The organism is Streptomyces sp. NPDC058674, from assembly GCF_042716505.1.
In the GTDB taxonomy this organism is placed as follows: domain Bacteria; phylum Actinomycetota; class Actinomycetes; order Streptomycetales; family Streptomycetaceae; genus Streptomyces.
In genome coordinates, this window is the sequence record NZ_JBHXSC010000013.1 from 50,518 (window position 1) to 71,620 (window position 21,103).

16 protein-coding genes are annotated in these 21,103 nt (G+C 73.6%); 7 read left to right on the forward strand and 9 right to left on the reverse strand.

Going from position 1 to position 21,103, the window contains the following annotated elements; genetic code table 11:
* Positions 1-82: 82 nt before the first annotated feature.
* The 6 genes from ACFWU6_RS09840 to ACFWU6_RS09865 form a co-directional block, all read right to left on the reverse strand.
* Positions 83-2,107, reverse strand: coding sequence for an FAD-dependent oxidoreductase (locus ACFWU6_RS09840; protein WP_383804224.1), 2,025 nt, complete (start codon positions 2,105-2,107; stop codon positions 83-85).
* Between the two features lie 166 nt (positions 2,108-2,273).
* Positions 2,274-5,297, reverse strand: coding sequence for an alpha-mannosidase (locus ACFWU6_RS09845; RefSeq protein WP_383980049.1), 3,024 nt, complete (start codon positions 5,295-5,297; stop codon positions 2,274-2,276).
* Between the two features lie 79 nt (positions 5,298-5,376).
* Positions 5,377-6,252: a carbohydrate ABC transporter permease gene (locus ACFWU6_RS09850; protein WP_383980052.1), complete on the reverse strand. Its 876-nt coding sequence runs from the start codon at positions 6,250-6,252 to the stop codon at positions 5,377-5,379.
* Positions 6,249-7,070 carry a carbohydrate ABC transporter permease gene (locus tag ACFWU6_RS09855; RefSeq protein ID WP_383980193.1) on the reverse strand — a complete coding sequence of 274 codons (822 nt, stop codon included), beginning with the start codon at positions 7,068-7,070 and terminating at the stop codon, positions 6,249-6,251. Before ACFWU6_RS09855 ends, ACFWU6_RS09850 begins: the two co-directional genes overlap by 4 nt.
* A gap of 167 nt (positions 7,071-7,237) precedes the next feature.
* Positions 7,238-8,572: an ABC transporter substrate-binding protein gene (locus tag ACFWU6_RS09860; RefSeq protein WP_383804230.1), complete on the reverse strand. Its 1,335-nt coding sequence runs from the start codon at positions 8,570-8,572 to the stop codon at positions 7,238-7,240.
* A gap of 347 nt (positions 8,573-8,919) precedes the next feature.
* The gene (locus tag ACFWU6_RS09865) at positions 8,920-9,285 is read right to left on the reverse strand and encodes a hypothetical protein (protein WP_383804232.1); all 366 of its coding nucleotides are present in this window, start codon (positions 9,283-9,285) and stop codon (positions 8,920-8,922) included.
* A 537-nt stretch (positions 9,286-9,822) separates the two neighbouring features.
* Between ACFWU6_RS09865 and ACFWU6_RS09870 the strand changes: the two genes are divergently transcribed.
* Complete coding sequence (locus ACFWU6_RS09870; RefSeq protein WP_383980055.1) at positions 9,823-10,395, forward strand: snapalysin family zinc-dependent metalloprotease; 573 nt, start codon at positions 9,823-9,825, stop codon at positions 10,393-10,395.
* A 186-nt stretch (positions 10,396-10,581) separates the two neighbouring features.
* Here ACFWU6_RS09870 and ACFWU6_RS09875 read toward each other — a convergent pair whose 3' ends face one another.
* Both ACFWU6_RS09875 and ACFWU6_RS09880 read right to left on the reverse strand, forming a co-directional pair.
* Positions 10,582-11,523 carry a serine/threonine dehydratase gene (locus ACFWU6_RS09875; RefSeq protein WP_383804236.1) on the reverse strand — a complete coding sequence of 314 codons (942 nt, stop codon included), beginning with the start codon at positions 11,521-11,523 and terminating at the stop codon, positions 10,582-10,584.
* A gap of 25 nt (positions 11,524-11,548) precedes the next feature.
* On the reverse strand, positions 11,549-12,190 hold the full coding sequence (locus ACFWU6_RS09880; protein ID WP_383804238.1) for a TetR/AcrR family transcriptional regulator: 642 nt from the start codon (positions 12,188-12,190) through the stop codon (positions 11,549-11,551).
* Between the two features lie 191 nt (positions 12,191-12,381).
* Here ACFWU6_RS09880 and ACFWU6_RS09885 point away from each other — a divergent pair, with 191 nt between their 5' ends.
* The 5 genes from ACFWU6_RS09885 to ACFWU6_RS09905 all read left to right on the forward strand — a co-directional run bounded on the left by ACFWU6_RS09885 (position 12,382) and on the right by ACFWU6_RS09905 (position 18,558).
* Positions 12,382-14,070: a ricin-type beta-trefoil lectin domain protein gene (locus tag ACFWU6_RS09885; protein ID WP_383980056.1), complete on the forward strand. Its 1,689-nt coding sequence runs from the start codon at positions 12,382-12,384 to the stop codon at positions 14,068-14,070.
* Positions 14,071-14,104: 34 nt separating this feature from the next.
* Entirely contained in the window at positions 14,105-16,504 is a 2,400-nt protein-coding gene (locus ACFWU6_RS09890) for an alpha-N-acetylglucosaminidase (protein ID WP_383980058.1), read from the forward strand.
* Positions 16,505-16,736: 232 nt separating this feature from the next.
* The gene (locus tag ACFWU6_RS09895; protein WP_383980061.1) at positions 16,737-17,036 is read left to right on the forward strand and encodes a hypothetical protein; all 300 of its coding nucleotides are present in this window, start codon (positions 16,737-16,739) and stop codon (positions 17,034-17,036) included.
* A 68-nt stretch (positions 17,037-17,104) separates the two neighbouring features.
* A complete protein-coding gene (sigK, locus tag ACFWU6_RS09900) occupies positions 17,105-17,683 on the forward strand; it encodes an ECF RNA polymerase sigma factor SigK (RefSeq protein ID WP_383980063.1) in 579 nt (192 codons plus the stop codon).
* Positions 17,680-18,558, forward strand: coding sequence for an anti-sigma factor domain-containing protein (locus ACFWU6_RS09905; RefSeq protein WP_383980069.1), 879 nt, complete (start codon positions 17,680-17,682; stop codon positions 18,556-18,558). The genes sigK and ACFWU6_RS09905 overlap by 4 nt, the downstream gene beginning before the upstream one ends.
* A 78-nt stretch (positions 18,559-18,636) precedes the next feature.
* On the opposite strand, the gene ACFWU6_RS09910 is transcribed toward ACFWU6_RS09905, so the two are convergent.
* Positions 18,637-19,890, reverse strand: a complete 1,254-nt coding sequence (locus ACFWU6_RS09910; protein WP_383980196.1) for a cytochrome P450 — start codon at positions 19,888-19,890, stop codon at positions 18,637-18,639.
* Positions 19,891-20,157: 267 nt separating this feature from the next.
* Here ACFWU6_RS09910 and ACFWU6_RS09915 point away from each other — a divergent pair, with 267 nt between their 5' ends.
* Positions 20,158-21,099 carry an SDR family oxidoreductase gene (locus ACFWU6_RS09915; protein ID WP_383798581.1) on the forward strand — a complete coding sequence of 314 codons (942 nt, stop codon included), beginning with the start codon at positions 20,158-20,160 and terminating at the stop codon, positions 21,097-21,099.
* The last annotated feature ends 4 nt before the right edge of the window (positions 21,100-21,103 follow it).

Consider the following 21,103-nt stretch of genomic DNA (forward strand, 5'->3'; position numbering starts at 1 on the left):
AACACCCCGGAGCAGAGAGGATCTCCTTCGGGAGGATCTCTTCCGGCGGATCCCCCGGGGGTCTTCGGGAGCGGGCTCCCGGTCAGAGGGTGGCGGCCAGCTCCGTCCCCTGCCGGATGGCCCGCTTGGCGTCGAGCTCGGCTGCCACGTCGGCGCCGCCGATCAGGTGCGCCTCGACGCCCGCCGCGCGCAGCGCCTCCCACAGGTCGCGGCGCGGCTCCTGTCCGGTGCACAGGACCACGGTGTCCGCGGGGACGAGGCGCTGCTCCTCCCCCACCGTGATGTGCAGGCCCTCGTCGTCGATGCGGTCGTAGGCCGCGCCGGCGACGGAGACGACGCCGCGGTGCTTCAGCTCGGCGCGGTGGATCCAGCCGGTGGTGGTGCCCAGGCCGGCGCCGACCTTGGTGGTCTTGCGCTGGAGCAGGTGGACCCGGCGCGGCGGAGCGGGCCGCTCGGGGGCGGTCAGGCCGCCGGGTCCGGCGTACGAGGTGTCCACGCCCCAGTGGCGGAAGTAGACGGCGGGGTCCTGGGAGGCGCCTTCGCCGCTGTCGGTGAGGAACTCGGCGACGTCGAAGCCGATCCCTCCGGCGCCGAGGACCGCGACGCGCTCCCCGACGGGGGCGCCGTCGCGCAGCACGTCGAGGTAGCTCACCACACTGGGGTGGTCCACGCCCTCGATGTCGGGGGTGCGCGGGGTGACTCCGGTGGCGACGACCACCTCGTCGTACCCCTGGAGGCTCTGCACGTCGGCGCGGGTGTTCAGACGGACCTCCACCCCGCTCTCCACGAGCTGGGTGCCGTAGTAGCGGATGGTCTCCTCGAACTCCTCCTTGCCGGGGATGCGGCGGGCGATGTCGAGCTGGCCGCCGATGTGGCCGGAGGCCTCGAAGAGGGTGACGGCGTGGCCGCGGCCGGCGGCGGAGACGGCGCAGGCCAGCCCGGCCGGGCCGGCGCCCACGACGGCGACGCGCTTGCGCAGCCGGGTGGGGGCGAGGACGAGCTCGGTCTCGTGGCAGGCGCGCGGGTTGACCAGGCAGCTGGTGATCTTGCCGCTGAAGGTGTGGTCGAGGCAGGCCTGGTTGCAGCCGATGCAGGTGTTGATGGTCTCGGAGCGGCCGGCCGCGGCCTTGGCGACGAAGTCGGCGTCGGCGAGGAACGGGCGGGCCAGGGACACCAGGTCGGCGCGCCCGTCGGCGAGCAGCTCCTCGGCGATTTCCGGGGTGTTGATCCGGTTGCTGGTGACGAGGGGGACGCTCACCGCGCCCATCAGACGCTTGGTGACCCAGGTGTAGGCGCCGCGCGGTACGGAGGTGGCGATGGTGGGGATGCGGGCCTCGTGCCAGCCGATGCCGGTGTTGATGATGGTGGCGCCGGCCGCCTCGACCTCCTTGGCGAGGCGCACGACCTCGTCGAGGGTGGATCCGCCGGGGATCAGGTCCAGCATGGAGAGCCGGTAGATCAGGATGAAGTCCTCGCCGACGGCGGCGCGGGTGCGCCGGACGATCTCCAGCGGGAAGCGCATGCGGTTCTCGTACGCGCCGCCCCAGCGGTCGGTGCGGCGGTTGGTGGCCGCGGCGATGAACTCGTTGACCAGATAGCCCTCGGAGCCCATGATCTCGACGCCGTCGTAGCCGGCCAGCTTGGCGAGGCGGGCGGCGCGCACGAAGTCCTCGACGGTGCGCTCGACCTCGATGTCGCTGAGCTCGTTCGGTACGAAGGGGCTGATGGGGGCCTGGAGCGCGGAGGGGGCGACGAGGTCCTTGTGGTAGGCGTAGCGGCCGAAGTGGAGGATCTGCATCGCGATCTTCCCACCCTCGGCGTGCACCGCCTCGGTGATCACCCGGTGCTCGGCCGCCTCGTCCTCGGTGGTGAGGCGGGCGCCGCCCTCGAAGGGCCGACCCGCGTCGTTGGGGGCGATGCCGCCGGTGACGATCAGGCCGGCGCCGCCGCGGGCGCGCTCGGCGTAGAAGGCGGCGAGGCGCTCGAAGCCGCGCTCGTGCTCTTCGAGGCCGGTGTGCATCGAGCCCATGATCACGCGGTTCGGCAGGGTCGTGAAACCGAGGTCCAGGGGGCTCAGCAGGTGCGGGTACCGGCTCTGGGAACTCATGGGGGCGCCTCCTCGCGCGGGGGTGATGCACCTGTTCTAGCGAGGCCCGGGCGGTTTTGCAACTAGGTGCATAACCGAATGCGGACGTTCCGCGCCGTCCGGTCCCGCAACGGCGGGCAAGGGGCCCCGGCCCCTGTGGCGCAGTTCACGGCCCCGTCCCCCGGCGTCACGCCCTGCGCAGGCGGACCGTGACGATCTGGAACGGGCGCAGCGTCAGCGGGACCGAGCCCGCCGGGTCGGGCGCGCCGACCGCCGTCCCCTCCAGGGGCCGCTCCAGGAGGTCGCTCTCGACCGCCGCCGCGAGCGGGAAGCCCGCGGCGAGGGTGGCCCTGGCGCGGCCGCCCCGGGATTCGTAGAGGCGTACGACGACATCGCCGCCGCGGTCCTCGGCGAGCTTGACCGACTCCACGACGACCGCGTCGTCGTCCACCGCCACCAGCGGGGCGACCGGGCCCGCACCCCTCAGGGTGCGTTCGGGCAGGTTCAGCGCGCGGCCCTCGCGGACCGCGTCGGCGATGTCCGCTCCCGGCGCGAGCGAGTAGCGCACGGTGTGGGAGCCGTGGTCGGTCTCCGGGTCCGGGTAGCGCGGGGCCCTCAGCAGGGACAGCCGTACGGTGGTGGTCTGGCCGCCGTCGGGCCGTACGTCGCGGGTCACGTCGTGCCCGTAGGTGGAGTCGTTGAGCAGCGCCGCACCCCAGCCGGGCTCCTCCACGTGGATCCAGCGGTGCGCGCAGATCTCGAACTTCGCCGCCTCCCACGAGGTGTTGGTGTGCGTGGCCCGGTAGACGTGCCCGAACTGCGTCTCGGAGGCCGACCGCTCCGCCTTCACGTCCAGCGGGAAGGCCGCCTTCAGCAGCTTCTCCGTCTCGTGCCACTCCACGTCCGTGACGATGTCCACCGTCTTGGCGCCGGCCCGCAGCGTCGCCGACTGGACCACCGAGGAGGAGCCGAAGGTGCGGGTGACGCGGACGGTGGCCGACGCGGGGCCGCTCTCGGCGATCTCCAGGGCGTCCAGGTCCACGAGGTCGGTGACCTGGTGGCGGTAGAACGCGTCGATGTCCCAGGCGTCCCACATGTTCGGGAAGTCGGGGTGGACCTGGAGGAGGTTGGCCGCTGCGCCCGGAGCCACGGACTCGCGGCCGGCCTCCAGGTCGTAGGCCGAGACGATCAGTCCCCGTCCGTCGATCCCGACCAGCAGCCGGCCGTTGGCCAGGACGTGCCCGCCGCCCCGCCGCTCCTCCACGGTGACGGACCCCTCCGGCGCGGCCGGCGGGGCCGCGCCGCCCGCCGGGACCCCGCTGCGGGTGTGCGGGGCACAGTTGAAGACGAGTTCCTCCTCCCCCTCCCCCGCCAGCGCGCCCTGCGCGGCCAGCGTGATCGCCCGCAGCTCCTCGCCCAGCCTCGCGTACGTCTCGCGCGCCTCGCGGTGCACCCAGGCGATGGAGGAGCCCGGGAGGATGTCGTGGAACTGGTGCAGCAGCACCGTCTTCCAGATCCGCTCCAGCCGCTCGTAGGGGTATCCGTACTCCGGCACCCGCACCGCGGCGGTGGCCGCCCACAGCTCGGCCTCGCGCAGCAGGGACTCGCTGCGGCGGTTGCCCTGTTTGGTCTTGGCCTGGGAGGTGTAGGTGCCCCGGTGCAGCTCCAGGTAGAGCTCACCTGCCCAGACGGGGGCGTCCTGGTACTCGGCGCGGGCCTTCTCGAAGAAGGCGTCGGGGGGCTCGATCTCGACCCGCGGGGAGCCCTCCAGGTCCCGCTGGCGCGCGGCGCGGGCCAGATGCTCCCGGGTGGGCCCGCCACCGCCGTCACCCCAGCCGAAGGGGGCCAGCGAGCGCGAACCGCGCCCCTTCTCGCGGTAGTTGCGGGCCGCGTGGGCCAGTTGGGCGCCGCCGAGGTCGCCGTTGTAGGTGTCGACGGGCGGGAAGTGCGTGAAGATGCGGGTGCCGTCGATGCCCTCCCACCAGAAGGTGTGGTGGGGGAACTCGTTGACCTGCGACCAGGAGATCTTCTGGGTCAGGAACCACGTGGAGCCGGAGAGCTTGACGATCTGCGGCATCGCGGCGGTGTAGCCGAAGGAGTCGGGGAGCCAGACGTTGCGCGTCTCGATCCCGAACTCGTCGAGGAAGAACTTCTTGCCGTAGAGGAACTGCCGGGCCATGGCCTCGCCGCCCACCATGTTGGTGTCGGACTCGACCCACATCCCTCCGACCGGCACGAACTGCCCGTCCGCGATCTTCTTCTTGATGCGCTCGAAGAGTTCGGGCCGGTACGTCTTGATCCAGTCGAGCTGCTGCGCCTGCGACATCGCGAAGACGAAGCCGGGGTGCCCGTCCATCAGGTTGACCATGTTGGACGCGGTCCGGGCGACCTTGCGGACCGTCTCGCGCAGCGGCCACAGCCAGGCGGAGTCGATGTGGGCGTGGCCGATGGCGCTGATCCGGTGCGCGGAGGCGTGGGCGGGCGCGGCCAGCACCCCGGCGAGGCACGCGCGGGCGGCGGGCGCCGTGCCGGGCACGTCCCCGAGGTCCACCGCGTCCAGTGCCGCGTCGACGGCGCGCAGGATCTCGTACCGGCGCGCGTCGCCCGTGCCGAGTTGCATCATCAGGTCGTGGAGCACCTCCAGGTCCTGGACCAGCTCCCACACCGCGGTGTTGAAGACGGTCAGTTCCATTCGGGCGAGGCGGTAGAGGGGCTCGTCCGCCGCGGTCTGCCGGTCGCCTTCGTAGGTGACGGCGTGGTCGACGAGGACGGGGTTGGAGGCGGCCTCGACGTACCACTCGATCCGCTCGCCGCCCTCGGCCCGGTCGGCCACGCGCACCCAGTCGTTGTGGGGGTTGAGCGCCTTGACCTCGCTCCCGTCGGCCCGGTGGACCAGGCCCTCGCACTGGAAGCCGGGCATCATCCGGTCGAAGCCGAGGTCGAGGACGGCCTCCACGGTGCGGCCGGCCCAGTCGGCCGGAACGGCCCCGGTGACCTTGAACCAGGTGGTCCCCCAGGCCGGACCCCACGTCGCACCGGGCCCGCAGGGCTCGTACGCGGCGGCGAGGCCCTCGGCGACGGGGACGGGCTCGCCGGGGACCTCCCAGCGCTCGACGGTCAGCGGGACCGGATGCGTGCGCACGGCGGGCTTGATGCGTTCGCCCAGGACCCGGCGGAGGCGGTGTTCGGTGATGCTGCGGTCGTCGTGCATGACGGCTGCTCCAGGAGGGGGAGTTCTCGTACGGTGGGTACGGGCAGACGGTGAGGCCGGCGCGTCGGGCGGGCCGGGTTCAGGTCTTCACCGCTCCCTCGCCCACGCCTCTGAAGAAGAAGCGCTGGAGGGCGAAGAAGAGCAGCACCATCGGGATCAGCGCGGCCATCGCGCCCGCGGCGACGAGCCGCTGGTCGTTCACCGTCGTGGCACCGGCCAGGGTCTTGAGGCCCAGCTGCAGGGTGTGGTTCTCGCTGTCGGTGAGGACGAGCAGGGGCCAGAGGAAGTCGTCCCAGGCCCCCATGAAGCTGGTGATGCAGACGACCGCCAGGGCGCCCTTGGCGGACGGCAGGAAGACCCGGGTGAAGCGGGCCCACTCGTTGGCGCCGTCCAGGACGGCGGCCTCCTCCACCTCCCTGGGCACGGCGAGGAAGGCCGCCCGCATGATCATGATGTTGAGGACGGAGACCGCGCCGGGGAGCCACACGCCGACGAGGGTGTCGATCAGGCCCATCTCGCGGACGGTGAGGAACATCGAGATCATCACCGACTCGAACGGGAACATCAGGGTCGCCACCAGCAGGGTGAAGACGGCCGTGCGGCCCTTCCAGGCGGCCCGGGAGAGTGCGTAGCCGCCCATCGCCGCGAAGAGCATGTTCGAGGTGATGGCGAGGACCGCCACGGTGAGGGTATTGCCCACGTACCGCAGCAGCGGGAACGACTCGGCGACGCGGACGTAGTTGTCGAGGGTGGGCTGCGCGGGGAGCACCCCGTCGTACACGTTCTCTCCGCGGCCGCGGATCGAGGTGAGGAACTGCCAGACGATGGGCCCCAGCATCACCGCGAGCATCAGCAGCAGCGTGGCGTAGCGGCCGGCGCGTGCGATCCACCAGCGCCTGCGGTCGGCGCCGGTGCGCCGGGGGGCGCGGCTTCCGGTGGCGGGCGGCGTGCTCATCCCTCGTCCCCCTTCGCCAGGCGGCGGCCCAGCAGGCTGAAGACCAGGGTCAGCAGGAACAGCAGGATGGAGAGGGCGGAGGCGTAGCCGGTCTCTCCGGAGAAGCCGAGGCCGACCTGCCGGATCAGGAAGGGCAGGGTGCGGGAGCCGCCTCCGGGGCCGCCGCTCTCGCCGCCGAGGATGTAGATCTCGGTGAAGACGCGGAGCGCGGAGACGGCCGAGAGGGTGCCGACCAGCAGCATCATCGGTTTCACCTGGGGGACGGTGATGCTGAAGAAGCGGCGCAGCGGGCCGGCCCCGTCGATGGCGGCCGCCTCGTAGAGGGAGGCGGAGACGTTCCCGAGCGCCGCCAGGTAGAAGACCATGTAGTAACCGAGGCCCTTCCACACGGTCACGATCATCGCGGAGACCAGCAGCATCGTGCTGTCGGTCAGGAAGGGGACCGGCTCGGAGATGACGCTGAGCTTCCGCAGGACGGTGTTGACCAGGCCGTCGCTGCGCAGCACCCACTGCCAAATCAGGCCGACGACCACCGCCGAGGCGATCACCGGGGTGTAGAAGGCGGACCGGAAGAAGCCGATTCCGGGGATGTGGGTCCGGACGAGGACCGCGAGGGCCAGCGGCAGCAGGACCAGGCAGGGCACGACGACCACGAGGTAGAGGACGCTGTTCCCCGTCGCCACCCAGAAGTCGTCGTCGGCGAAGGCCCGGGTGTAGTTGTCGAAGCCGACGAAGGACCCGCCGCGCAGGATCTGGGAGTCGGTGAAGGAGAGGACGACCGTGTTGACGAACGGCCAGAGGCTGAACAGGGCCACCATGGCCAGGCCGGGCGCGAGGAACAGGTAAGGGGTCCACCACCTGCGGTGGCGCAGTCCCGTGTAGGCCTCCACCGCCGCCCGCGCGCTCTTCCTCCGGCCGGCCCCGGCCGTACTCGTCCTGCCCGCCTTCCCGGCGGTTGCCGCCTTCCTCGCCTCCACCAGCCCGCTCACCTGCCGACCGCGTCGGCGAGCAGCTCGTCGGCCGCCTCCCGGGCCCTCCTCACCGCCGCTCTGGGGTCCTGTTCGCCCTTGATGGCCTTCTGCATCTCGCGTACGACGGCGTCGCCGACCTGGTTGGTCCACTGGACCGGGGTGTTGGCGTCGAGCGCGGCGTCCTTCAGCTGTTCGGCGCCGATCGCGCGGGCGAGGGTCTCCGCGTCCCTGCCGTCGCCCCTGTCCGTGAAGCGCGGATCGGCGAGGCCCTGGGCGTTGGACGGGTAGATGGTGGCGTTCTCGGAGAACGCCACCTGGTTGGGCCCGTTGGTGACCCACTTGGCGAATTCGGCCGCCGCGTCCGGGTGGGCGGTGTTCTTCCTGATGCCGAGCGACTGGGCGTAGATGCCGATGTGGCCGAGCCTGCCGGTGACGGCTCCGGCGACCTGGGTGTTCGCGTAGACCTGCGGGGCGTTCAGCTTGACGTCCTTGACGAAGCCCGGGGAGCCGGGACCGAAGACGATCTTCCCGCTGCCGTAGAGCTGGTTGACGTCGTCGGACTTGAGCAGGGACTCCTTGGGCATGGCGCCCTTGGCGTACAGGTCCTTCATCCGCTCGACCCACTCGACGGCCTTGTCGGTGTCGAAGGCGAAGCGGTCCCGCTGCTCGTTCAGGATCGGGACGCCCATCTTCTGCCAGTCCCCGGGCAGCCGGCCCTTGGGGTCGGCCATGAAGGCGGAGTACCGGCCTGCGGACCTGGCCGCGATCTGCTCGGCGTAGTCGAAGAACTGCTCCACGCTGGTGGGGGGCCGGTCCGGGTCCAGGCCGGACCGCGCGAAGAGCTCCCTGTTGTAGGTGAGGATCTCCGGGGTGACGTACCAGGGGTACGCGTACACGCCGTCGCCCTTCCCGGGGAGCTTGAACTGCTCCCAGGCTCCGGGCACGTACTCCTTGGCGACCGCCGCGTCGAGCCTGGCCACGTCGGCGAGCATCCCCCGGTCGCCGAGGAGCTGGAAGGAGTCGGTGGAGAGGTTGACCACGTCCGGGAGGGCTCCGGCCTGGGCGTCCGCGACGAGCTTCTCGTTGTAGCCGTCGCCGGGGACGTCCTCCCACTTCACCTCGACGTCCGGGTACCTCTCCTCGAAGGCGTCGATCACGCCCTGCACGTAGGAGGTGAACTTCGGCTTCAACTGCAGTGTGCGGAAGGTGATCTTTCCGGCCACCTTGCCCGTCCGCTCCGCCTCCTCCACGTCCCCGGCGCCGCCGCTCATGCCGCAGGCGGAGGCCGAGAGGAGCGCGCCCGCCACCAGGGTGGCAACGGCCGTACGGGCAAAGCGGTGTCGCGCCATCGTCGCCGCCTTCGCAGAGGTCCGGCTTCCCTGCCGGAGGCGGTGCCCACGGTCGTCCGCAATCCGGAGCGCGTCAATGCGGCGCGGCTCCCGGTGGCCGGTGGCACGCGGGCCCCGAAGGCCACGACAGGGCACCGCCTGCGCTGCGACGTCCTCACCGCGACCGGCCCGAACTGGACTGATGCGCTTCAACGCGCGAAGGCGATCACCCGTGATGCCGATAACACGCCGCCCCAGCCGGACCGTCGGAGTTGACCGCATGTCGACGCTTAGCGAAGGCCCGCACGCACGCGCCGTACCCGTGGCCCCGGTAGCCGGGCGGGCCGTCCGCGGGCGGGCCGGTGGGGCTACTTCATGGGGTACTGGGCCTTCTCCGCGAGTTTGCCGTCCTTGAAGCAGAAGCGGAGCACGGTCTCCTTGCCGCCCTTGCTCGCGCCGCTGGACAGGTACCAGGAGCACTGGCTGCCCGCAGGCTCGGCCGGGCCGCCCTCCTTGAGGCCGTCCTTGATGAACGTCTCGCCCGACGGGAGCCTGTCGCGCACCTCCTGTTCCGCCTGGCCGGCCCGGGCCCCCTCGTAGACCTCGGGGTCGACCAGGGTCTTGTCCGCCATGTCGAGGACCTTGCCCGCCCCGAAGACCAGTGCGGCGATGAGGCCGATGCCCACCACCAGCGCCACGCCGATACCGATCAGGCAACCCTTGCGCTGAGCCACGCCGTTCCTCCATGCCGTGCCGTGCCCGGTGCCGTTCACCGTGTCGTCCCGACCCTCGCAGGGTGCGGGAACCCGGGGCTGTCCTCGAAAGTCGCCGCCTACCGCAACGATCGTCGCGAGTGAGGCCGGCCACCCGGCCGTTTCGGCCTCGTCGTCCTCGGGAGGCCGGCTCGCCGCAGCCGGTCCCGTCGACGACGTCCACCGCCTCGCGGGGCCCCGCTGGAAACGCGCTCTCTGGCGCTGCCCGGCCGTCCCGAAGCCGCATGGCTGCGCCGACGCGGCCGTCCGCAGCCCGCTCGCCGAGCGCGGCCGCGCGAGCCCCCTGGATGGCGCCGCCCGCTGACCGGGCATCGGCTGGAGAGCCTGCCGGAATTGGCTGGCAGGTGCATGACGGGTTGGCAGGGGGCGGGGCTACCTTCTTAAGGCTCCGGAGGGGCGGCTGTCCGAACGTGCGGGCCACAGGCGGGCGGTGGCGGCGTCTCCAGTGCCCCGGTTTCCGTCGAGGGGCCGGGTCCCCCCGCATGAAGGAAGACGACCATGTCTCTAGGTACCTGGCTGAAAGTAGGCACTTCCGCCGCCGCAATGGTTCTCGCGACGGCAACCGCCGCGACCGCGGCACCCGCGCCCATACCGGACGCCACCGCCGCGGTGGTGACGCTCCGTTACGACGACAGCCGGGCCGCCGGCTGGGAAGCGGCCATCACGGCCGGGGTCGCCTCCTGGAACGCGAACGTCAGTAACGTTCGGCTGGTGGAGGCCGGGCCCGGGGTCCGGGCCGAGATCGTCATCGTGGCCACCACCGGCTGGCCGCAGGCCACCCTCGGTCCGGTCCGTCCCGGGCGACAGGTGCGAGTCGAACTCGGCGCGCAGGCCGTGAGCCAGGGGTACGACAAGACGCGCATCGCCGCGCACGAGCTGGGCCACAGCCTGGGCCTCCCGGACACCAAGCCGGGGCCGTGCTCCCAGCTGATGTCCGGGTCCAGCGCCGGTACGGCCTGCACCAACGCCGTGCCCAACGCGGCCGAGCGGTCCCGTGTGCAGAACGCATACGCGAACGGACTCGCGGCAACCGTGCCCACCGACGGCCGGGTCCTCATCGACGCCCCCTGACCGGCGGGTCGGTGGGCCGGCGCGGGGCCATGGCCGACACCGGGAGATCGCCCTCGCCGGCCGCAGGCCACCCGCCCCACCCCAGCGCTGACAGCCCTGTCACGATCCGGGACGATCTGGTCCGGTACGCCGCCGGCTCCGTGGTCGTGGTGCGCGAGCCGGACGCCGCTGGAGCCTGACGGCGGCTCACACCCCGGGCCCCGCCAGGTCTCCGGGATCGGTGTTGGCCCCGCACAGGACGACGGCGACCCGCTTGCCCAGCGGTTCCGACGCCCCGCGCAGCGCCGCCAGGGCGGTGGCCGCCGCCGCCTCGACCACGATCCGGTGGTCCTCCCACAGGGCGCGCCGGGCAGCCGTGATCTCCGTGTCGGGGACGAGCACGGACGTCACGTCGCCCTCCCGGGCGGCGGCGAGCGCGTCCGCCGAGACCCGGGTGGCGCCGAGGGAGTCGGCGGCGACGGAGTCGACCTCGACGTCCACGGGGCGGCCGGCGGCCAGGGCCGCGTTCAGCGCCCGGCAGTTCTCCGGCTCGGCGGCGACGACCCGTACGCCGTGCTCGCGGGCGGCGGTGGCCACGCCGGCGAACAGCCCGCCGCCGCCGACCGCGACGACCACGGTGTCCAGACCGGGCAGCGCGGCCCGGATCTCGTCGAGCAGGGTCCCGGCGCCGGCCGCGATGAGCGGGTGGTCGTAGGCATGGCTGCTCAGGGCTCCGCTGTCGGCGGCGAACTCCCGGCAGGCGGCGAGCGCTTCGGCGTAGCGGTCGCCGACGAGCCGCACCCGGGCGCCGTACCCGCGCAGCCGTTCCACCTTCACGCGCGGGGCGTTGACGGGCAGGAAGACGGTCGCCGGCACGGACTGGGCGCGGGCCGCCCAGGCGCAGGCGAGGCCCGCGTTGCCGCCGGAGGCGATGGTGACGCCCGCGGCCGGGAGGGTCCCGGCGCGGTGGTGTGCGGCCAGGAAGTTGCGGGCGCCGCGGGCCTTGAAGGAACCGGTGTGCTGGAGGTGCTCCAGCGCGTACCAGACCCCGTCGGACGCGGGGGCCACGGCGACCGGCCGCACCCCTCCCGCGATCCGGTCGGCGGCGGCGCGTACGGCGGCGTAGTCGAGCTGCTGTTCCGGTTGCACGGCGGGTCTCCCAGGCAGGCGATGGTCAGGCGGTGGGCCGGGCGGCTTCGATGAGCTGGCGCAGGGCGCCGTGGTAGACCTCGTGGTCCGTCAGCGGAGGCAGTACGTCCGCCAGTCCGCCGGAGAGCACCGGGAACTCCTGGGGGTCCAGGGCCGCCAGGGCCGCCCTGGAGGCGGCGGTGGCACCCGCCGGGTCGCGGTGGTCCACGAAGGCGGCGCTGCCCAGGGTGAGCAGGTACATCCGGCGGTACACCGTCATCGCCTCGGCCGCGGTCATCCCGGCGGCCACGCTGTCGGCGAGGGCGGGCTCGACGAGCCGCGCCAGCAGCTGGCGCCCGAGCCAGGGGCGGCCGCCGCGCAGCACCAGCAGGCCCGGGTGCGCGACCAGCAGCCGGTACAGGGCGCAGAAGCGCTGCTCCGTGGCCTGCGCCCAGGCGGTCCCTGCGGGGATGTCGGGCAGTTGGCCGGCCAGGTGCTCGGTGCACAGGTCCAGCAGCCCGGCGAGATCCGAACAGCGGCGCTGGACGGTGGCGTGCGAGACGCCGAGCCGTTCGGCGAGGGCGCGGAAGCTGAGGCTCTCCGGCCCGTGCTCGTCGAGGATGCGCAGCGCCGCGACGGCGATGACCTCGGGTGTGGCACGGTCCAGGGCCATTGATCGTCTCGGCATGGGATACACCGTAACATACGTCGTATCGAGACGACCCGGCCCGCCGCGTCACTCCTTGGCGTGATCCCGACTGCGGCCATATTGCTGGTCCTTGTGCGATAACCGTCGACTTCTGTTGACAGTGCGCATCCGCCCCGATGCACTGGGTCACGACAGTCACGTCCACGACAGTCCCACGTCAAGGAGTCTCCGTGCCGCCTCGCCTGCGTGCGACGCTCCCCTGCCTGACCGCGGCCGCCCTGCTCGCCCTCGCGCTCTCCCCCGCCCCGGCGGCGGCCGAGCCGACCGCGACCTCCGACACCCCGCTCGCCCTCACCCCGCCCATGGGCTGGAACAACTGGGCGCACTACATGTGCGACATCGACGAGGCCAAGGTGGTCGCGAACGCCGAGGCGCTCGTGTCCACGGGGCTCGCCGCCAAGGGCTACGACACGGTCACCGTGGACGACTGCTGGATGACCAGGAGCCGCGACGCACAGGGCGCGCTGGTCGTCGACACGGAGAAGTTCCCGCACGGCATGGCCTGGCTCGGCTCGTACCTGCACGCCAAGGGCCTCAAGTTCGGCATCTACCAGGACGCCGGCTCCCTCACCTGTGAGAAGTACCCCGGCAGCGGCGCCCCCCAGGGCGGCGGCCCGGACCACTACGCCCAGGACGCACGGCAGTTCGCGTCCTGGAAGGTGGACTACGTCAAGATGGACGGCTGCAACCTGTGGGTGCCGCCCGGCACCACGAAGGAGCAGGCGTACCGGGACGCCTACAACGCCGTCGCCAAGGGGCTGCGCGAGAGCGGCCGGGACATGGTGCTGTCGGCGTCCGCCCCCGCCTACTTCCAGCAGGGCGAGTGGGGCGGCTCCGACTGGCACCGGGTGCTGGACTGGGTCGGCGAGACCGGCCAGCTGTGGCGCGAGGGCCGTGACGTCCAGGTCTACAAGCCGGCCACGCCCGCCGCCTCACGCTGGAACTCCGTGATGGGCAACTACGGCTACAACCGCTGGCTCGGCCGCTACGCGGGCCCCGGCAACTGGAACGACCCCGACTTCCTGATCGCGGGCGCCCCGGGGCTCACCGCGGCCGAGAGCCGCAGCCAGGTCGCCCTCTGGGCCATGATGGCGGCCCCCTTCATCCTGTCCTCGGACGTCTCCGGGTTGACTCGGGAGGGGCTGGCGGCCCTGGGGAACACCGATCTGATCACGCTGGACCAGGACCCGATGGGCCGTCAGGGCTCGGTGGTCTCCTCCAACGCCACCTTCGAGATCCTCACCCGGCCGCTCGCGGGCGGTGACCGCGCGGTCGCCGTCCTCAACCGGTCGGGCGCCACCCGCGACATCCACGTACCGCTGGAGGAGATCGGCCTGCCCGACTGCACGGCCGACGCGAAGGACCTGTGGAGCGGGGAGCGCCGCCGGGTCTCCGACGCGCTGAACGGAACCCTGGCCGCGCACGACACCGCGGTGTGGCGGCTCACCCCGCGCGGCTGCGCGCAGCCCGTGCCCACCGGGCAGATCGTCGGCGTCGGCTCCAGGTGCGCCGACGGCGCCAACACCACGGGGCTCGGCGCCGTCGTCCCGGGAGCCTGCACCGGCGCCCCCGACCAGCGGTGGCTGGTGGCCCGGGACGGGAGCCTGCGGCTGGCCGGAAAGTGCCTGACGGCCGGCGGGGACGGCCTCGTCGAGCTGTCCGGATGCGCGCCGCCGCGGACCGGTCGGACCGGCCAGGACTGGACGCACCGCCGAGACGGGGCCCTGGTCGACGAGGCGAGCGGCCTCTGCCTGACGGCCCCCGCCGCCGCGGGGACCCCGGACGCCCCGGTCGAGCGGCTGAGGCTGGAGCCCTGCGGCGACCACCGGGTCGACCAGGCCTGGTCCCTGCCGGTCTGACGGCACACGGATGACGAAGCGGAGGTCCTCGCACATGAAGCCGCGGACGACGGATTCGGCGCGACGCGGGGGGCCGTGGACACGGGCCGCCCGGCCGGTCGCCCTCACCGCCCTCCCGGCGGCGCTCCTGACCCTGCTCTGCGCGGGAGCCGCGCCCGGGGCGACCACCCCGGGCGCGTCCCCGTACGCAGCCCCGGCCGCGTCCCCGTACGCAGCCCCAGGTACGGGCGCGTACGCAGCCCCGGGTACGGGCGCGTACGCCGGCCCGGCCGCGCACGGCTTCGTGCCCGGGGCCGCGCGGAGCGGGCCGCAGGTCGGCCCGCCCCGGGGCCGGGCCTTCGACGCCGCTCCCGCCCGCGCGGCCCTGGCACGGCTCCTGCCGCGCCACGCCGGGCAGTTCACCCTCGTGCCGGACGCGGCCGCCGAGGCCGACACCTTCACCGTGTCCGGGACGGCCGGGGCGCTCACCGTGCGCGGCTCCACCGGCGCCACCCTGCTCACCGGTGTCGGATGGTACCTCCAGCACGTGGCCGGCGCGGACATCGGCTGGCCCGGCGACAGCATCGGCATGCTCCCGGCCACCCTGCCGGCCGTACCGGCCCCGGTCACCCGCAGTGCGCTGGTCCCGCACCGGTACGCCCTCAACGACACCGACGACGGGTACGCGGGCCCGTACCGCTCCTTCGAGGAGCACCAGCGGCAGATCGACCTGCTCGCCCTGCACGGGGTCAACGAGGTGTTCGTGCAGGCCGGCGCCGAGTACCCGTACTACCGCGCGCTCCAGGGCTTCGGCTACTCCGCCGCCGAACTGCGCGAGTGGATCCCCGGCCCCGGCCACCAGAGCTGGTGGCTCCTGCAGAACCTGAGCTCCTTCGGCGGCCCCGTCTCGGAGCGGCTGATGCGCGAGCGCGCCGCTCTGGGCGGGCGGATCGCCGAGCAGCTGCGCGCTCTGGGCATGACACCGGTCCTGCCGGGCTACTTCGGCACCGTCCCACCGGGTTTCGCGGCACGCAACCCGGGGTCGGCCACCGTGCCCCAGGGGGACTGGGCCGGCTTCGACCGGCCGGACTGGCTCGACCCGGCCTCGCCGGTCTTCGGGAAGCTGGCCGCCGCCTACTACGCCGAGCAGCGCGCGGTGTTCGGCGACAGCACGATGTACCGGATGAGTCCGCTGCACGAGGGCGGGCAGACGGGCTCGGTGGACGTGCGGGCCGCGGCCGGCGCGATCCAGAAGGCCCTGCACGCGGCCCGACCGGGGGCGCTCTGGGCGGTCCTGGGCTGGCAGGACGACCCGACCGCGGAGCTGCTCGCCGGGGTGGACACCTCGAAGCTGTTGATCCTGGACGGGCTGTCCGACCGGTACAACCGCCTCGACCGCGAAACCCGTTGGGGCGGCGCCCCGTACGCGATGGGTACGATCTACAACTTCGGCGGGCACACCACGATCGGCGCGAACACCTCGGTGTGGCTGGAGCGCTTCCCCGCCTGGCGCGGGAAGTCCGGCAGCGCGCTCCGCGGCATCGCCTACCTGCCCGAGGCCACGGGGACCAACCCGGCCGCCTTCGACCTCTTCACCGACCTGGCCTGGGAGCCGGGGCCGATCGACCAGCGCACGTGGTTCGCGGACTTCGCGTCCCGGCGGTACGGCCGCCCGGACGCCGCCGCAGCAGCGGCCTGGGAGGAGTTGCGCAAGGGTCCGTACAGCACCTCGTCGGGACTGTGGTCGGAGTCCCAGGACAGCCTGTTCACCGCCCGCCCGGGCCTGACCGCGGCGGGGTCCGCGCACTGGAGCCCCAAGTCCATGCGCTACCCGGCCGGTTCGGTCCGCCGCGCCCTGGACCACCTGCTGCGGGTGGACCCGCGGCTGCGCGCCTCCACCGCGTACCGCTTCGACCTGGTGGACACCGCGCGCCAGGCGCTGGCCAACCACTCGCGGGTGCTGCTGCCGAAGATCAAGGCGGCGTACGAGGCGAAGGACCTGGACCTGTTCCGCGAACTGACCGCGCAATGGCGTGACGGGGAGCGGCGGTTGGACGCGATCACCGGATCCGATCCGAACTTCCTGCTCGGCGGCTGGCTGGGGGCGGCCCGCTCCTGGGGAGCGGACAAGGCCGAGCAGGACCGGTACGAGTACGACGCCCGCTCGGTCCTGAGCGTGTGGGGCCGACGCGGCACGAGCGAGGGCGGCTTCCTGCACGACTACGCGAACCGCGAGTGGAGCGGCCTGGTCTCGGAGCTGTACGCGCCCCGCTGGGAGAGGTACTTCGCCTCGCTGGAGGAGGCGCTGGTCCAACGGGCCGCGCCCCGGGAGATCGACTGGTACGCGGTGGAGGAGGAGTGGGCCCGGCGGACCACGCGGCATCCGAGCCGGCCGAGCGGGGACCCGTACGCCCTGGCGGCCGGGATCGCCGCCTACCTCCCGGCGGCGGGCTGACTTACACCACCGGGGTCGGTCGCGACCGCTCATCGCGCGAGCACCACCCCGCAGGGGGAACATCGGTACCCGTCCGAGGGAGAGGACGGCCGAGGGCGCGTCGGACGGGGCGGGCGCTGGGTTCACTGACCCGCAACGATCAGGGGCGGCCGTCCGGAGGGTACTCCGGACGGCCGCCCCTTCCGCCGCCACGGGTCCGCGCCGCGGCCGACCGCCAGGAGGGGATCCGCCCATGTCCGAGTCCGTGCAGGACCGGCCCGAACAAGCCGGGTCCGCAGCCGCGGCGGCGCCCGGCACCCCCTCCGCGCCTCCGCTGCTGCCCCTCCTCGCCGACGGGGTGGTGGAGCTGCGCAAACGCGGCGGGCCCGGCGCGCGCCGGGCGGGCCGGGCGGCCCGCGCCCAGGACGGCGCACCCGTGGAAGCCGCCGCCGGGGACGGGGACGGCCACACTGCGGGCCCCACCGCGTCCGACCCCTGCCTGGAGGCCATGGCCCGCCGGGCGGCGGACCGGGCCGGACGGCCCCGTGCATGACGCACCCGGTGGAACGCCGCGGACGGTCCGGCGAGGCGCCGGGTCCCCATGACACCGGGAGCGCAAGGATGCGGGAGGATCGGGCCGTGGACGACGTTAAACAGCTCGACACGCTGATGGGCCGGGTTGCCGAGGGCGACGAGGGCGCCTTCGGCGAGGTGTACGGCGCCGTGAGCGGCTCGGTGCTCGGTGTGGCGCTCGGGGTGCTGCGCGACCGGGCCCAGGCCGAGGAGGTGGCTCAGGAGGTGCTCGTCGAGGTGTGGCGCTCCGCGGGCCGCTACCGCGCGGACCTGGGCAGCGTGCGGACGTGGGTGCTCACGATCGCGCACCGTCGGGCGGTGGACCGGGTCCGGTCGGCGCAGGCGGCGTCCGACCGGGAGCGGCGGGCGGCCATGCTGGAGGCGGCGCTCCCGGAGTTCGACGAGGTGAGCGAAGAGGTCGAGGACCGCGAGGAGCGGGACCGGGTACGGCGCTGCCTCGGCTCGCTGACGGAGATCCAGCGCCAGTCGGTGACCATGGCCTACTACCGGGGGCTGACCTGCCGTGAGGTGTCCGAGACGCTGTCGGTTCCCCTGGGTACCGTGAAGACACGACTGCGGGACGGCTTGCTGCGGTTGCGTGACTGTCTCGGGGTGAGCGGCGGATGAGTACGGAGAGCATGCACGAGGCGACGGGCGCGTACGTGGCGGACGCGCTGACCGCGCGGGAGCGCGCGGCGTTCGAGGCCCACCTGGCGACCTGCCGTCCCTGCGCCGAGGAGGTACGGGAGCTGGCCGCGACGGCGGCGCTGCTGGGCCGGGCCGTGGCGGTGCGGCCGCCGCCGGAGATGCGCGACGCGGTGATGCACCGCATCCGGGAGCTCGGGGCTGAGCCGGCGGCGGCCGGCGGACCGGGGGCCGCGGCCGGTGAGCCGTACGAGCACTCCGTGCGGACCCCCGACCCGGACACGGGCGGCGCCCCCGGCGGCGATCCCAGCGGTACCCACGGCGGTGCCCCCGGCGGTGATACCGGCACAGCTGCCGTCCGGCAGGCGCGGCCGGGGCGGAGCCGGCTCCGCTGGGCGCTGGCGGCCTGCCTCGTGGCGGTGGCGGGGCTCGGCGGGGTCGCGGTGTGGCAGGCCGAGCAGGCCGGTACCGCCCGGCAGGAAGCGCGTGCCGCGCAGGCTCGGGCGGCGGCCACGGCCGAGGTGCTGACCGCCCCGGACGCCCGGCCGACCACCGGCCGGCTCCCGGACGGCGGCACCGCCACGGTCGTGGTCTCCCGCGAACAGGACAAGGCCGTGTTCGTGGCCGACGGCATGGCGGCCCCGCCGGCGGGCCGCGTCTACCAGCTGTGGTTCGCCGACCCGGCGGGCGCCATGCACCCGGCCGGGCTGATGGACCCGGCCCGCCCCGGCGCTCCGGAGCTGATGGCGGGCTCGGTGCGCGGAGCCACCGCGGTCGGGGTCACCCTGGAACCGTCGGGCGGTTCCGCCGCCCCGACCACCGAGCCCCTGGTGGTGCTGGCCCTCCCCGCGGCATAGCCCGGGCGGGCCGCCGGGGGGAGGCCCCGGCCGGCCGGGGCCTCGACGGCACGACAGGACCGCCTACCGCTCACGCCCCTACCGCTCACGCCCGTACCGGCGGACCGGCAGGGTCTCGACGCTGTTGCCGATGAAGCTGCGCTGGTGCGGCAGCCCGGTCTCGGGGACCGCCAGGTCGAGGTCGGGGAAGCGGGTGAAGAGCCGCTCCAGGGCGGTGGTGGCCTCCAGCCGGGCGAGCGGGGCGCCGACGCAGTAGTGCGCGCCGTGGCCGAAGGAGAGGTGGCGGGCGGCGGTGGGCCGGGTGACGTCGAAGCGGTCGGCGTCCGGGCCGTGGAAGGCCCGGTCGCGGCCGGCCGCCGTGTACCCGGCGAGCACGGGGGTGCCCCGCGGGATCACCGCACCGCCGACGGTGAGGTCGCGGGTGGGGTAGCGGAAGGGGAACCAGCTGACCGGGCCGTCCCAGCGCAGGGTTTCGTCCACCACGTCGGACCAGGTGGCCCCGCCCTCCAGGACCAGCGCGAGCTGGTCGCGGTGGGTGCACAGGGCGCGGACCGCATTGCTGATGAGGTTGAGGGTGGTCTCGTGGCCCGCGACGAGCATCAGCCGCATGGTGCCGGTGAGTTCGGCCTCGCTGAGGCGGTCGCCGTCGCTCTCGCGGGCGGCGATCAGTGCGCTGGTGAGATCGTCGCCGGCCTCCCCCCGTGCCACGGCCGCCCGGCGGGCGGCGGCGATCGTGCCCATGAGCTCGACGAGTTCGTGTACGGCGGCCAGCGCCTCGGCGGGGGTGGTGTCGGTCGCCACGATCACCGTGTTGGACAGGTGGTGGAGCCGGCCGCGGTGTTCGGGGTCCACGCCGAGCAGTTCGCAGATCACGCTCATCGGGAGCGGGAGGGCGAAGTGGGTGCGCAGGTCGGCGGTCCCGTCCGCGGACCCGGCGGCGGCCCGTGCCAGGTCGTCGAGGAGGGTGTCGGCCAGCTCTTCCACCCGTGGCCGCAGCCGCTCCACCTGACGGGCGGTGAAGGCCTTTCCGACCAGCGAGCGGAGCCGGCGGTGGTCGGCGTCGTCGGCGGTGTGCATCCCCCGGGCGTTGGCGAAGACCCGCAGCGGCCAGTCCCGGGCGATCGTGCCGTCGTGCAGGGCGGGGCAGTGACGCGCGTCCTTGGCCACATCGGGGTGGGCGAGGAACTCCCTGAGGTCCTCGTGCCCCAGGACGACCGCACCGGGCACCCCGCCGGGGAGGACGACCTCCGCCACGGCTCCGCGGGCGCGCAGCCGGGCGTTCAGGGCGTGCGGGCAGCCGCCCGCCGGATCGATGACGTGCGGGGCGTCGATCGCGTGCGGGGCGTGGGGGTCGTGCGGGACGTCGGGGTCGTGTGGGGCATCCGAGATGTGGCGGGACAAGCCGACTCTCCTGACCTGAAGGACCGGACCGGCTCAACAGTGCGGCTTGGGGGGCGGGTTGTACAGACCCGGCCGCCGCACGCCCCGGAATCCGGCCGGGGCGGGGAAGCCGGCCGTTCGGGCGGAGGCCGTGCCGGGGGCGCGGCGCCCGCCGCGTCCGGCCGGGCCCGCGGGGGCGGGTGGTCGTAGGGTCGGGGCATGTCTGACGCACAGCGCACCTCACAGGGGCCGCGGAGCCTCGACGGCAGGGTCGCCCTGGTGGCCGGGGCGACGCGGGGCGCGGGCCGGGGCATCGCCGTTCAGCTGGGCACCCGGGGCGCGACCGTGTACGTGTCCGGCCGCAGCACCCGGGGCAGGCGCTCGGAGTACGACCGGCCGGAGACGATCGAGGAGACCGCCGAGCTGGTGACCGCCGCGGGCGGGCGGGGCGTTCCCGTGGTCGCGGACCACCTGGTGCCGGACGAGGTGGCGGCGCTGGTGGGCCGGATCGACGCCGAGCAGGGGCGGCTGGACGTCCTGGTCAACGACGTCTGGGGCGGAGAGCTGCTCTTCGAGTGGGACAGCACGGTCTGGGAGCACGACCTGGAGAAGGGTCTGCGGCTGCTCCGGCTGGCGGTCGAGACCCACGCGATCACCAGCCATTTCGCGGCGCCGCTGCTGTTGCGCGAGCCGGGCGGACTGGTGGTGGAGATGACCGACGGCACCGCCGAGTACAACGCGAGCCGCTACCGGGTGTCGTTCTTCTACGACATCGCCAAGGCGTCGGTGCTGCGGATGGCGTTCGCGCTGGGGCACGAGCTGGGGCCGCGCGGGGCGACGGCCGTGGCGCTGACCCCTGGCTGGCTGCGTTCGGAGATGATGCTCGACGCCTTCGGCGTGACGGAGGCGAACTGGCGCGACGCGCTCGCCGCGGTGCCGCACTTCTGCATCTCCGAGACCCCGTCGTACGTGGGCCGGGCGGTCGCGGCGCTCGCCGCCGACCCGCGGGTCGCACGCTGGAACGGGCAGTCGCTCTCCAGCGGGCAGCTGGCGGGGGTCTACGGCTTCACGGACCTCGACGGGAGCCGTCCGGACGCCTGGCGGTACATGGTCGAGGTCCAGGACCCGGGCCGTCCGGCGGACGCCACCGGCTACCGCTGAGCCT